11 protein-coding genes are annotated in these 13,328 nt (G+C 72.0%); 7 read left to right on the top strand and 4 right to left on the bottom strand.

Going from position 1 to position 13,328, the window contains the following annotated elements; genetic code table 11:
• Positions 1-4 precede the first annotated feature (4 nt).
• Entirely contained in the window at positions 5-628 is a 624-nt protein-coding gene (locus OIE67_RS51765; RefSeq protein ID WP_326634557.1) for a TetR/AcrR family transcriptional regulator, read from the top strand.
• On the opposite strand, the gene OIE67_RS51760 is transcribed toward OIE67_RS51765, so the two are convergent.
• A complete protein-coding gene (locus OIE67_RS51760; RefSeq protein ID WP_326634556.1) occupies positions 621-1,640 on the bottom strand; it encodes a hypothetical protein in 1,020 nt (339 codons plus the stop codon). The two genes, OIE67_RS51765 and OIE67_RS51760, sit on opposite strands and share 8 nt — an antisense overlap.
• A 45-nt stretch (positions 1,641-1,685) precedes the next feature.
• On the opposite strand from OIE67_RS51760, the gene OIE67_RS51755 reads away from it, so the two are divergent.
• Complete coding sequence (locus OIE67_RS51755; RefSeq protein ID WP_326634555.1) at positions 1,686-4,058, top strand: helicase C-terminal domain-containing protein; 2,373 nt, start codon at positions 1,686-1,688, stop codon at positions 4,056-4,058.
• A 62-nt stretch (positions 4,059-4,120) separates the two neighbouring features.
• Here OIE67_RS51755 and OIE67_RS51750 read toward each other — a convergent pair whose 3' ends face one another.
• Positions 4,121-5,485 carry a hypothetical protein gene (locus OIE67_RS51750; RefSeq protein ID WP_326634554.1) on the bottom strand — a complete coding sequence of 455 codons (1,365 nt, stop codon included), beginning with the start codon at positions 5,483-5,485 and terminating at the stop codon, positions 4,121-4,123.
• Between the two features lie 350 nt (positions 5,486-5,835).
• Between OIE67_RS51750 and OIE67_RS51745 the strand changes: the two genes are divergently transcribed.
• The 3 genes from OIE67_RS51745 to OIE67_RS51735 all read left to right on the top strand — a co-directional run bounded on the left by OIE67_RS51745 (position 5,836) and on the right by OIE67_RS51735 (position 9,615).
• A complete protein-coding gene (locus tag OIE67_RS51745) occupies positions 5,836-7,314 on the top strand; it encodes a class I adenylate-forming enzyme family protein (protein ID WP_326634553.1) in 1,479 nt (492 codons plus the stop codon).
• Positions 7,315-7,464: 150 nt separating this feature from the next.
• Positions 7,465-7,824 carry a hypothetical protein gene (locus tag OIE67_RS51740; RefSeq protein WP_326634552.1) on the top strand — a complete coding sequence of 120 codons (360 nt, stop codon included), beginning with the start codon at positions 7,465-7,467 and terminating at the stop codon, positions 7,822-7,824.
• Positions 7,825-7,962: 138 nt separating this feature from the next.
• Positions 7,963-9,615, top strand: a complete 1,653-nt coding sequence (locus OIE67_RS51735) for a DNA repair helicase XPB (protein ID WP_106250604.1) — start codon at positions 7,963-7,965, stop codon at positions 9,613-9,615.
• Between the two features lie 262 nt (positions 9,616-9,877).
• Here OIE67_RS51735 and OIE67_RS51730 read toward each other — a convergent pair whose 3' ends face one another.
• A complete protein-coding gene (locus OIE67_RS51730; RefSeq protein ID WP_146178559.1) occupies positions 9,878-10,210 on the bottom strand; it encodes a hypothetical protein in 333 nt (110 codons plus the stop codon).
• Between the two features lie 122 nt (positions 10,211-10,332).
• On the opposite strand from OIE67_RS51730, the gene OIE67_RS51725 reads away from it, so the two are divergent.
• Both OIE67_RS51725 and OIE67_RS51720 read left to right on the top strand, forming a co-directional pair.
• On the top strand, positions 10,333-12,366 hold the full coding sequence (locus OIE67_RS51725; RefSeq protein ID WP_326634551.1) for a HelD family protein: 2,034 nt from the start codon (positions 10,333-10,335) through the stop codon (positions 12,364-12,366).
• A gap of 63 nt (positions 12,367-12,429) precedes the next feature.
• The gene (locus OIE67_RS51720; RefSeq protein ID WP_106250599.1) at positions 12,430-12,960 is read left to right on the top strand and encodes a YbhB/YbcL family Raf kinase inhibitor-like protein; all 531 of its coding nucleotides are present in this window, start codon (positions 12,430-12,432) and stop codon (positions 12,958-12,960) included.
• A 64-nt stretch (positions 12,961-13,024) separates the two neighbouring features.
• Here OIE67_RS51720 and OIE67_RS51715 read toward each other — a convergent pair whose 3' ends face one another.
• Positions 13,025-13,261, bottom strand: coding sequence for a hypothetical protein (locus OIE67_RS51715; protein ID WP_326634550.1), 237 nt, complete (start codon positions 13,259-13,261; stop codon positions 13,025-13,027).
• Between the last annotated feature and the right edge of the window lie 67 nt (positions 13,262-13,328).

Below are 13,328 nucleotides of genomic sequence, written 5' to 3'. Positions count from 1 at the left end.
AGACATGACCAGATCGACACGTGAGCGGATCATCGATGAGTCCCTGCGGCTGTTCGCCGAGCGGGGCTACGCCGCCACGTCGGTGGCCGAGATCGAAGCCGCCTCCGGGCTCTCGCCCGGAGCCGGAGGGCTCTACCGGCATTTCAAGTCCAAGTACGAGGTGCTGGCCGCGGCCATCAACGAGCACGCCAGCCGGACCCGGATCCAGGTGGCCGAGAGCCTGGCCGAGCTGAGCACCATGGAGGCCTCGGTCGACCTGGAGGAGCGGCTGTCCCACGTGTGCCGCGCCGGGCTGGCGAAGGTGCGCGAGGAGTCAGAACTGACCCGGGTCTTCTTCCGCGACCTGAGCCAGTTTCCCGAGCTGGTCACGGTCGTCCGCGAGGGGCTGCTCCAGCCCATGTTCGACGCCATCGTCACCTGGTTCAAGGCCCAGCCCGAGTACCACGACGCCCAGCTCGACTGGGCGGGCATCTCGACCGTGCTCGGGGGCTCGGTGGTGCACTACCGGCTCTTCCAGGAGACCGTGGGCGAGCTGCCGGGGCACGCGGAGAAGGACCAGTTCGTGGCCGCCTGGGTGCGGCTGGCCGTCGGGCTGCTCCCCAGCCCCAGCCCCGCGCCGGTCAGTTGACGTCGAGCAAGCGATAGGCCAGCCACAGCACGCCGGCGCCCGTACCGATCATGAACATGGTGCCGCTGACGTCGAAGAACTGCGTGACGAACGCCTCCATCCCGGCCTCGATCCCCACGCGCAGGCCGCCGATGAGCACACCGCCCACGGCGTAACCGAGCAGCGGCGCACCGGCGCCGACGAACCGGTCGCGTACGTTCCAGGCGTCGCTGAACAGCACCATCACCGCGCCCACGGCCCACACCACCAGGGGGATCTGGAAGATCGCCACCGCCGGCAGGTGGAACGGCACCAGCAGCGCCGCCAGCACCAGGATCACGAGCGCGGCAGTGTCGCGCGGGTACTCCTTGACGATGGTCCTGGCGTCCCTGCCGCCGGTGGCCATCGGGTTGGCACTGGACATGGCCGCCCTGCGCAGCCCGGCGAACGGCAGCCCCATACCCTGACGCCGGTCGAGGCTGTCCTGGGCGATCCCGCGATAGGCCCGCACGCCGGGCGGCGCCTCCTCGCCGTCCACGGCCGGCAGGGGCCGCGTGGCTCCCCCACCCGCACCAGCACCATCGGAAGGCCCACTGACCGGCCCACTGACCGACCCACCGACCGGCCTCGTGACGGCCCCGGTCCCCGCCGCCCCAGGACCCGCCGCCCCAGAGCCCGCCGTCCCAGGACCCGCCGTCCTAGGGCCCACCGTCCTAGGGCCCGCCGTTCCCGAACTCGTCCCCGCGCCACCCCCGGACGGCCTCGCGCCCACGCCGGCCGGGTCCCGCGCGGTGGCGACGCCCGCCTCGGCCAGCCGGCGCGCCTCGCGCTCGACGAGCGCGACCGGATCGCCGAACCTGGCCAGCACCTTGGCCACCTGGCGGGCGTTCTGGCTGCCGCCCCGCTCGACCTCGATCCTGGCCCGCAGCCGTCTGGCGAAGTCGAGCCGCTGGTCAGCCCTGAGCACGCCGTGGGCCGCGTCGGCGGCTTTCGAGACGTAGTTCAGCACCAATTGGTCCGCGCGCTCTATCACGCCTAGCCATGCTGCCCCAATCAGGGGGGACATACCATGGCAACGATGGAGTTCACGGAGTGGATCAGGGGACGCACCGACGCACAGCTGCGGGCGCTCGTCTCCGCGCGGCCAGAGCTGATCACTCCGGTGCCCGCGCATCTTGAAGGTCTCGCCTCACGAGCGGGCAGCCCGTCGGCGATCGGCCGCGTGCTCGACCGGCTCGACCGGTTCACGCTGGCGGTCGTGGAGACGCTGGCCGTACGCGACGGCCCGGTGACGAAGGACGAGCTGCGCGAGCTCATCCGGGCGGCGCTGGCGGGCGCCGATCCGGCGAACGCCGTGGCGACCGGCGAGGCGGGCAGCGCCGACCCCGAGCCGGCGCTGTCGGCCGCCCTCGACCGGCTGTACGACCTCGCGCTCGTCTACGGCCCCGACGACGCGCTCGACCTCGGCCCCGGCGTACGCAAGCTGCTCGACGACCCGGCCGGGCTGGGCCCGCGCGCCGTGGACGCGTTCCGGCACCACGCGCCCGAGCAGTTGGAGGAGATGGCCGACGACGTCGCGCCCGGCACCACGGGCTCCGGCAAGGAGCGGCTGGCGGCGGCGCTGGCCCGGCCGGCCGCGCTGATCGACCAGGTATCCCCGGAGGCCAGGGGCGCGCTCGACCAGCTCGTCTGGGGCCCGCCGACCGGCCGCGTGCCCAACGCCAGGCGCGAGGTGAGCGTGGCCTCGGCCCGTTCGCCCATCGAGGAGCTGCTGGCGCGCGGCCTGCTGGCGGCCACCGGCGAGGAGACCGTGGCGCTGCCCCGCGAGGTGGGCCTCCACCTGCGCGGCGGCCGGGTGCACCGCGACCTGCTGGCCGCGCCGCCGCCGCTGGAGGGGGCCGCGCGCGATCCCGAGCTGGCCGACCGTACGGCGGCCGGGCAGGCGTTCTCGTTCGTCAGGTCCGTGGAGGAGCTGTGCGAGCGGTGGAGCGTCGAGCCTCCTGGCGTGCTGCGTACCGGAGGGCTGGGCGTGCGCGACCTGAAGCGCACGGCGGGCGAGCTGGACCTGCCCGAGTGGGTGACCGCGCTGGTGATCGAGGTCGCGCACGCGGCCGGGCTGGTCGCCGCGGGCGGCGGTGTGGACGGCGAGTGGCTGCCGACCTCCGGCTACGACCTGTGGCGGGTCAGGGGCGCCGCCGACCGGTGGACGGCGCTGGCGCTCACCTGGCTGTCCATGGACCGCGTGCCCGGCCTGGTCGGAGACCGGGACGAGCGTGACAGGCCGCTGAACGCCCTGCACGCCGACCTGCGCCGCGCGTCCGCACCCGGCATCAGGGCGGCCACACTGGGCGTGCTCGCGTCGGCTCCGGGCCTGGCGCCCGCGCGGGACGCCGTGCTCGAACGGCTGGCGTGGGAGCAGCCGCGCCGCAGGGGGCCGCTGCGCGAGCAACTGACCGACTTCGCGCTGCGGGAGGCCGAGCAGGTGGGCGTGACCGGGCTGGGCGCGCTGTCCACGCACGGGCGGGCGCTCGTCGAGGGCGGCGACGCGGCCTCCGTGCTCGCCCCGCTGCTGCCGGAGCCGGTCGATCACGTACTGCTGCAGGCCGACCTGACCGCCGTCGCGCCAGGCCCGCTGACGAGCGAGCTCAACCGCTGGATGACGCTCACCGCCGACATCGAGTCGAAGGGCGGGGCCACGGTCTACCGGTTCAGCGAGGGCTCGATCCGGCGCGCGCTCGACGCGGGGCACGGCGGCGAGGAGCTGGTCTCCATGCTGGCCAGGCACTCGGCCACGCCGGTGCCGCAGGCGCTGTCCTACCTGGTGACCGACGTGGCCAGGCGGCACGGGCGGATCAGGGTGGGCACCGCGAGCGCGTACATCCGCTGCGACGATCCGGCGCTGCTCGACCAGATCACCGCCGACCGCCGCTCGTCCGCGCTGCGCCTGCGCAGGCTCGCGCCGACCGTGATCGCCTCGCGCTCGCCGCGGGCGGCGCTGGTCGACTCGCTGCGGGCCATGGGGTACGCCCCGGTGGCCGAGTCGCTGGACGGCGACGTGATCATCTCCCAGCTGGAGAGCCGCCGCACCGAGGGGCTGGCCCCGGTCCGCGCGGTCGCCTCGCCCAACGGCCTCGATCCCGAGGTCGCGGCGGCGGCCGTACGCGCGCTGCGGGCCGGCGACGCGGCGCACCTGGCCCGGCGTGAGCCCGTGGACGCGCCCGCCGGCCAGGTGCCGCGCGGGCCCGCCACCGCCACGATCTCGGCCCTCCAGGAGGCGATCAAACAGGGTGTACGGGTGTGGATCGGCTATCTCGACTCCCAGGGCAACGCCACCTCGCGCATCCTGGAGCCGGCCAGGATGGAGGGCGGCTACCTGACCGCGTACGACGAGACCAGGGCCGCCGTCCACCGCTTCGCCCTGCACCGCATCACCGGCGTCTCCGGCCTCTGACCAGCGACGGCGGGGAGGCCCGAGAGGGCCGGCGATGAGACGGGACCGGCCGAACGCCCGGGTCAGCCGTGCGGCACGGCCGTGAGCGACTGGGCCAGCGACTGGCGTGCCACCGCCGCGGCGGGCCCACCGGCCGACTCCAGCCGCCGCAGCTGCCGGTCGGAGTCGGCCGGATAGCGGACCGACAGCCCGCCGCCCAGCGCCAGGGCCGCCGTCGTGGCCCTGATGTCCGCGGGGTCCGCCGCCCAGCCCAGCGCGACCCCGAGCGCCCCGGGAGCGAGGGTGTCGTCGGCGCACATGTACGACAGCACGTTGGCCGCCGCCACCCGCTCGGCCGCGCTCCCCTGCCCCCAGACCTCCAGGAACTCCTGGCGCACCTCCTTCGGCGAGTGCCGGGCCAGCAGCGCCACCCCCTCCGCGGCGCGTACCTGGACCGCGGCCCCCTGCCCGGGCAGTGACAGCACCCAGGCGCGCAACGGCTGCCACAGCCAGAACCCGTAGCGCGTGACCAGCTCGCCCAGCACCCGCCCGCGCTGGTGGGCGGCGCGGAAGCCGGTGAGCCCGCCCTGGACGCCGATCAGCGGCCCGGAGGCGGACCGGTGGCCCTGCTCCTCGCACAGCTTCTCCAGCCGGGCGAGCTGCCGTTCGTAGACGGCCACGGTCAACCGGTGCGTGAACGCCAACGCCGCCACGGCCAGCACGTCGCGCACGGACGGCTTGGTGTCGAACCAGGCCGCCACCTCGTCACCGGCCGGCTCATCGCCCCGGGTCAGGCGCGTGGCCAGGCGCACGACCTCGGCGGGGGTGGCCAGGGTCAGGGCCAGGTCCCTGGCCCTGCTCACCTCGTCGCCGCCGAGCCCCGCGCGCCGGTCGAACGAGCTCAGGCACAGGTCGAACAGCTCACCGCGGTCCGGCACGGCCCACCGCTGCTCCACCTCGACCGCCTGGGAGAGCTCGCCGCCCCTGGTGACGACCAGGTAGGAGCCGAGTTCGGCCAGCTTGCGGGCCAGGTTGACCAGCTCGGTGCGGTCGGTGCTGGGCGTGATCCAGTCGTGCAGCAGGTAGGCCCGGCCCGGCTCGTAGTCGATGCCGCACAGCAGCTCGCCCGCCCGCGCCGCCGGGGACAGCACGGTGATCGTGCTCTCGGCCAGCGACATGCGCGACAGCAGCGCGAGCCCGCCTAATCGCCGGCCCGTCTCCTCCTCGCCGACGAGGACGAGCAGATGGCGGGTGGTCAGCCGGCGCACCGCCTCGGGGAAGCAGCCCGGCTCCAGGTAGGGGGAGAGCAGCGCGTCGGCCCGCCTCCGGCTGAGGTCTCCCGTGGCCGGACCGGCCACGGTACGCACATGGTCACCGACTGTTCTGAGACTTCCGGTGAGCGTTATGTTGTCGAGGTCGATCTCGCCCGGCTCAGGCGTTTCGGTCACGAAAGTCACCTCGGGATTAACGGGGAAGTTTTCTACAGGAAGCTTTCCTGCCCAACAAGTTTCTTCATTCACGTACAACAGGTCGCGCAGTGTCACCACGACCAGGACGACCTGCGGAAACGGTCACACAGTCAGGTCGAACCCGATACGCGGACGAACCTTTCCTCATCACTCAAGACCTCACGGTCCTCAGATCTTCCACCATTACACGATCCCGGCCAAACTGAAAACACAAATGACACTGAACGCGGATTAATACTCATTTACGGGCTACATGAAGACCGTCCACAATGACTAGTCAAGGCGGAGGAGGCTTGACTGCGCCTCATCACTCGCATCAGGTTGGGCATGTGACCGAGCAAACGCTGGGCCGTCTGGCCGAGGAGTCCTGGAACCGTTTCGACGACCACGACTCGGTGTTCTACGAGGGCGTCTGGCATCGCAGTCACACGCTCGCCGAGCGGGCGCGCCGGATGTGCGGCGGATTGGCCGAGGCGGGGATCCGGCCCGGCGACCGCGTCGCCGTGATGATGGCCAACTCCCCCGAGGTGCCGCTCATCTACCAGGCGGTGTGGGCGGCGGGCGCGGTGGTGACGCCGGTGGTGTTCCTGGTGGGTCCGGAGGAGCTGCGGCACATCCTGCTCGACAGCGGCGCCCGCGCGATCGTCACCTCGCCCGAACTGGCCGACACGGTACGAGCCGCCAACGTGGACATCCCCATATATGTGGACACGGTGGAACTGGAACAGGCGACCGGACGCGGCCCCGTGACCAGGTCTCCCGGTGACCTGGCCGCCCTGATGTACACCGGCGGCACCACGGGCCGGGCCAAGGGCGTCATGCTCAGCCACCGCGGCCTGTGGCAGGTCGCCAAGGACGCCTTCGAGCTGTCCCGCCAGGAGGGCCTGAACCGCGCGCTGATCCCCGTGCCGCTGTCGCACGCGTACGGGCTGATCGTCACCGTCGCCTCGATGCACGCCACCGAGCCGCAGCAGGCCGTGCTGATGCGCTGGTTCGACCCGAAGGCGTTCCTCGCGCTGGCAGCCGAGCACCGCGTCCAGTACGGCAGCGTCGTCCCCACCATGATCCACCTGCTGCTCGCCGAGCCGCTCGACGAGCACCCGCTGCCCGACCTGGCCTTCCTCACCTGCGGCGCGGCGCCGCTCGGCCGGGAGGCGCTGGCGGAGTTCGAGCGCAGGATGCCGGGCACGCAGATCCTGGAGGGCTACGGCCTGACGGAGACGAGCGCGGTCACCACCTTCAACCCGCCGGGCCGGCGCCGGGCCGGCAGCGTCGGCCTGCCGCTGGCCGGCTACTCGATCACCATCCGCGACGGCGACGGCGAGGCGATGGAGACGGGGGACGTCGGCGAGATCTGCGTCTCTGGCGAGTCGCTGATGCTCGGCTACTGGGGCGAGCACGAGCCCGACCCCGAGGGCACGGCGCTGGTCGGCGCGGAGCTGCGCACCGGGGACATCGGCTGCGTGGACGACGACGGCTACCTCTACATCGTGGACAGGAAGAAGGACCTGATCATCAGGGGCGGCTTCAACGTCTTCCCGCGCGACGTGGAGGACGCGCTCAACCGGCATCCGGACGTCGTGCTGTCGGGCGTCGTGGGCCGCCGCGACCCGCGTCTCGGGGAGGAGGTCGTGGCGTTCGTGCAGCTCAGGGAGGGCGCGGAGGTGACGGCCGAGGAGCTGATCGGATGGGCGCGTGAACGGGTGGGGCGGGTGAAGTATCCCCGCGAGGTGCGCTTCGTCGACTCCGTCCCGGTGACGAGCGTGCTCAAGCTGGACCGGAAGGCACTGCGGGAAAGGCTCGGCTGAGCGGCCCGCAAAAGCGACGGTGATCTCGCGCGACCGACGCCCGGAGGACCCGGCGATCCCGCACAACGTGCCCGGAGGCCCCGTGGTCTCGCACATCGGGTCAGGCCCCGGCCAATTCCGTGATAAGTGTTGACCTGTCTGGAGGTGAACATGAGTCAGGAAAACCCGTCGGGCTATCCGTACCAGCCCTATGGCGCCCCCTACGGCGACCAGCCGCCCCCGCAGTACGGCTACGGCTACGGCTACGGCACGCCTCCCCCGAGCAACAACGGTCCCAACGCCAACGCCATCGTCTCCCTCGTGCTCAACCTGCTCGCGGTCGTCTCGTGCTGCAACATCCTCGGCATTCCCGGCGCGATCCTGGCCGGCCTGGCCCTCGGCCGGGCCAACACCGACCCGCGCTCGGCCCGCAGCATGGTGATGTGGAGCTGGATCCTGTTCGGCGCGGGCTTCGTGCTCACCATCGGCGGCTTCGTCATCCTCGGGATCAGCGGCGCGTTCGACGACTGAGCCGGGCCGCCCGGCCGGCCCCGGCCGTCACCGTGGACTAATCCTGGCTCCACCGTTGTTGGAGAGGGGAAGCGGGGAAGCCGGGATCACGAGACGATGGTCCTGTCGCGCCGAGCCCCGTCTGAACCCCACGGAGAAATGCCAGTGAGCGATGGACCGCTGATCGTCCAGTCGGACAAGACGCTGCTGCTCGAGGTCGACCACGAAAGGGCTGACGCCTGCCGGAAGGCGATCGCCCCGTTCGCCGAGCTCGAACGCGCTCCAGAACACGTGCACACCTACCGCGTCACCCCGCTGGCGCTGTGGAACGCGCGCGCCGCGGGCCACGACGCCGAGCAGGTCATCGACGCGCTCATCGGCTTCAGCCGCTATCCGGTGCCCCACGCGCTGCTCGTGGACATCGCCGAGACCATGGCCCGCTACGGCCGGCTCCGGCTGGAGAAGGACCCGGTCCACGGCCTGACCCTCACCTCCACCGACCGGGCCGTGCTCGAAGAGGTGCTGCGCTCGAAGAAGATCCAGCCGATGCTGGGTGAGCGGATCGGCGCCGACTCCGTCGCCGTGCACCCGAGCGACCGCGGCAACGTCAAGCAGGCGCTGCTCAAGCTCGGCTGGCCCGCCGAAGACCTGGCCGGCTACGTCGACGGCGAGCAGCACCCGATCAAGCTGCTGCAGGACGGCTGGGAGCTGCGCCCCTACCAGCGCGAGGCGGCCGAGGCGTTCTGGAACGGCGGCTCGGGCGTGGTCGTGCTGCCCTGCGGGGCGGGCAAGACCATCGTCGGCGCGGCCGCCATGGCCCACGCCGAGGCCACCACGCTCATCATGGTCACCAACACGGTCTCGGCCCACCAGTGGAAGACCGAGCTGCTCAAGCGCACGTCCCTGACCGAGGACGAGATCGGCGAATACTCCGGCACCAAGAAGGAGATCCGCCCGGTCACCATCGCGACCTACCAGGTGATGACCACCCGGCGCAAAGGCGTCTACAGCCATCTGGAGCTGTTCGACGCCCGCGACTGGGGCCTGATCGTCTACGACGAGGTGCACCTGCTGCCCGCGCCGATCTTCCGGATGACCGCCGACCTCCAGGCGCGCCGGCGGGTCGGGCTGACCGCGACGCTGGTGCGCGAGGACGGGCGCGAGGGCGACGTGTTCTCGCTGATCGGTCCCAAGCGCTACGACGCGCCCTGGAAGGAGATGGAGAACCAGGGCTGGATCGCGCCGGCCGACTGTGTCGAGGTGCGCGTGACGCTGACGGACGAGGAACGGCTGGCGTACGCGATGGCCGAGTCCGACGAGCGCTACCGCTTCTGCGCCACCACGCCGTCCAAGACGCACGTGACCGAGGCGCTGGTCCGGCGGCACCTGGGCGAGCAGGTGCTGGTCATCGGCCAGTACATCGACCAGCTCGACGAGCTCGGTGAGCACCTCAACGCGCCGGTCATCAAGGGCGAGACCCGGGTCAAGGAGCGCGAACGCCTCTATCAGGCCTTCCGCGACAAGGAGATCCAGGTGCTGGTGGTGTCGAAGGTGGCCAACTTCTCCATCGACCTGCCGGAGGCCGCCATCGCGATCCAGGTGTCGGGCACGTTCGGCTCACGTCAGGAGGAGGCGCAGCGGCTCGGGCGGGTGCTGCGGCCCAAGGCCGACGGCGGGGGCGCGCGGTTCTACACGGTGGTCAGCAGGGACACGGTGGACCAGGAGTTCGCCGCGCACCGGCAGCGGTTCCTGGCCGAGCAGGGGTACGCGTACCAGATCATCGACGCCGACGACGTGCTCGGCGGGGTCTAGAGACAGTGATGCCCGGCCGCTCGCCCGAGCGGCCGGGCACTTCCGCGTGGTGTCATGTCCACGAGACTCCGCGGGCCGACGACATTCGAACCACCCCCCTCACCTGCGTACTATCACGCCGCCTGCGACATACCCCCATGATCCGACAAACCCACCTGAAATGCCCGATTTTTTCGGTGTTCCCAGGTTGGTTACGAACGTACGGATCTGTGGCAATTCGCGCAAGTTCAGCACGCACAACCATGCCCACTCAGCGCACCCTTCAGCGCACCAGCAGGCCCCCGAGGAAGAGCACGCCCTCCGCGACGACCCACGCCAGCACCCCGGCGCCCATCAGCCGGGCGAACGCCTGGGGATCGTGCCGGGGCCACGGGAACAGCCAGGCGGCCACCGTGCAGCAGGCGGCCAGCACGGCGAACAGCCCGGAGACGGCGGAGACCGTGGACAGGCGCTGCGAGCACAGTGAGGCGGCCTCCCCGCCCGCGCAGAACGCCTGCGCCCCCCACCCGGCGAACACCGACAGCGCCCACAGCGCGGCGAGCAGGAAGCTCGCGATCGTGGGGATGACCGGGGAGAAACGAAGCTGGACCCGCACCACCTCCTGTGCGTACCCAGACCGCCGCCGGTAAATGCTTTGGAGTCATGCCGGAGTCGCCGTTAAACTGGCCGATTCGCTGCCTTGACCACCTCCGAAAACCGACAAGGAGGCATTTCCGCATGCCCGCACACCAGCTGGCACCCGACATACCCCCCGACGCACCCGATGGCGCACCCACCGACGTGCTCGCCTCGGAGCAGGCGCACCTGGCCGAGTCCAGGGCCGCGCTGAAGGCCATGCGCGCCCACGCGCAGTCCCTGTCCGCCGACGCGGCCGGCGACTGGGTGTCGCAGCAGATCCTCCAGTCGCTGCTCGACCAGCGCGTCGCGGCCCTGGCCGACCATCCGGACACGCCGCTGTTCTTCGGCCGCCTCGACCGCGCCGGGGGCGACGACCTGCCCGGCACGATCTACGTCGGCCGCCGCCACGTCCACGACGGCGGCAGCAAGCCGCTGGTCATCGACTGGCGCGCCCCGGTGTCCCGCGCGTTCTACCAGGCCAGCCCGGCCGACCCGATGGGCGTCGTACGCCGGCGCCGCTTCGGCTACCACGGCGGCGCGCTCACCGCGTTCGAGGACGAGCCGCTCGGCGAGGGCGGCGAGATCGGCCCGTCGAAGATCCTCACCGAGGAGATCGAACGGCCGCGCACCGGCCCCATGCGCGACATCGTCGCCACCATCCAGCCCGACCAGGACGAGATCGTCCGCGCCACGCTGGCCCAGACCGTGTGCGTGCAGGGCGCGCCCGGCACCGGGAAGACCGCCGTCGGCCTGCACCGCGCCGCCTATCTGCTGTTCACCCACCGCGAGCGGCTGGCCAGGTCCGGCGTCATGATCGTCGGCCCCAACCGGGCCTTCCTGTCCTACATCTCCTCGGTGCTGCCCGCGCTCGGCGAGGTCAAGGTCGACCAGACCACGGTGGCGGGCCTGCTGGGCGAGCACGCGGCGCCCGAGGACCCGCTGGTGGCCGCGGTGAAGGGCGACGCCAGGATGGCGCCGGTGCTGGAAAGCGCGCTCTGGCTGCACATCGTGAAGCCGGAGGACGGCCTGGTGTTCACCAAGGGCGCCTACCGCCACCGGGTGGCCGACTACGAGGTCCGCGAGATCGTGGCCTCCCTGCGCGGCACCACCCGCTACAACCCCGGCCGGGCGGCCCTGGCGCAGCGGCTGGCGCACATGGTGCTGGTCAGGATGGAGCAGCGCGGCGAGTCGCCCGACGACCGGGTGCAGGACGCGGTGGCCAGGTCGAAGCCGGTCAAGCAGCTCGTGGACGCCGTCTGGCCCAAGCTGACGCCCGAGCAGGTGCTGTTCCGGCTGCTGTCCGATCCCGACTTCCTCGGCCGGGCCGTCAAGGCGGCCAAGTCGGATCTGTCGCCGGAGGAGCAGGAGCTGCTGATCTGGCGCAAGCCGTACCGGAGCTGGAAGTCGGCGAAGTGGTCCGCCGCCGACGCCGCGCTCCTCGACGAGCTGGGCGACCTCATGGAGCGCACGCCGTCGCTCGGCCACCTCGTGGTGGACGAGGCCCAGGACCTGTCCGAGATGCAGCTGCGGGCGCTCGGCCGGCGCTGCCGCAACGGCTCGGCCACCGTACTGGGCGACCTGGCCCAGGGCACGACGCCGTGGTCGACCACCTCGTGGGAGTCGGTGCTGCGGCACCTGGGGCAGCGCGAGGGCGAGGTGACGGAGCTGACGCTCGGCTTCCGCGTGCCGCGCGAGGTGCTCGACTACGCCGCCAGGCTGCTCCCGTCCATCGCCCCCGCCCTGGCCGCGCCGCGCTCGCTGCGCCCCGGCCTCGGCTCGCTCACCGTCAGTGAGGGCGGTTCCGTGGCGCGGGCCGCAGGGGAGGCGCTGGCCAAGGAGGGCTCGATCGGCGTGATCGTCCCCGACGCGCTGGTCGACGAGGTTTCGCGGGCGCTGGCGGAGCTCCCCCACGCCGTGCTCGACCCCGACGCCGCGCAGGGGCACCGCCTGCTGATCGTGCCCGCCACCCTGGCCAAGGGTCTGGAGTACGACCACGTCATCGTGGTCGAGCCGGCCGACATCGTCGCCGCCGAGCCCAGGGGCCTGGCCCGGCTGTACGTCGTGCTGACCCGCGCGGTGACCTCGCTGACGGTCCTGCACGACAAGGCGCTCCCGGCGCAGCTGACGGCGTGAGAGCGGCGGGCACGGCCGCTTCTAGGATGGCTGGGCAAGCAGCTCTCAACCTAGGAGGATGCCGTGCCCGCACCGCTTCCACACGAACACCTGCCGTCGGTTCCCGCGCTCACGGTCGAGAGTGACGACCTCCAGGACGGCGCGAGGCTCGCCGACCTCCACGTCTTCAACGACTGGGGCATGACCGGCGGGAACCAGTCGCCTCACCTGCGCTGGTCCGGCGCCCCCGAGGGCACCCTGAGCTACGCCGTCACCTGCTACGACCCCGACGCCCCCACGGGCAGCGGCTTCTGGCACTGGGTGCTGTTCGACCTGCCCGCCTCGGTGACGGAGCTGCCCGCGGGCGCGGGCAGCGCGCCCGACTTCAAGGGCCTGCCCGAGGGGGCGGCGCACGCGCGCAACGACTACGGCACGAAGGCGTACGGCGGCGCGGCCCCGCCTCCCGGCGACCCGCACCGCTACGTCTTCACGGTCCACGCGCTCGGGGTCGACCGGCTGGGCGTCGACGGTGACGCCAGCCCGGCCGTGGTGGGCTTCAACATCACCGCCAACACCCTGGCCCGCGGCCACATCGTCGCCCTCTACGGCGTCTGACCGCGTCAGGAGACGCCGAAGCGCCCCGCCGCGACGGCGGGGCGCTTCGTGTCGGCGACCGCTGTCAGTCGGACAGCGGGGTCTGGGCGCAGGCCATGAGCTGCGGCAGCAGCGCGTCCAGCACCGTGAGCCCGGTCCGCGAATTGGGCAGGCACAGCGGCCCCTTCAGCTCACGCAGCAGGGGGATGTCGGTCAGCGACAGGGAGCGCTGCTCGGCGAAGGCCGGGGCGGCCGGGGCGGTGGTGGCGGCGACGAGGGCCAGGGCGGCGATGCCGAAAATGCGCTTGCTGCGGGAAAACATCCTCATACTCCTTTGTGCAGGCGGTGTGGTGGCACCACCCTTCCTCACTTGGAGTAGCCGAGCAATT

Origin of the sequence: Nonomuraea fuscirosea (assembly GCF_035917475.1) — a bacterium.
In the GTDB taxonomy this organism is placed as follows: domain Bacteria; phylum Actinomycetota; class Actinomycetes; order Streptosporangiales; family Streptosporangiaceae; genus Nonomuraea; species Nonomuraea fuscirosea.
The sequence above is the reverse complement of the archived record's forward strand: the minus strand, read 5'-3'. Positions and strand labels throughout refer to the sequence as shown.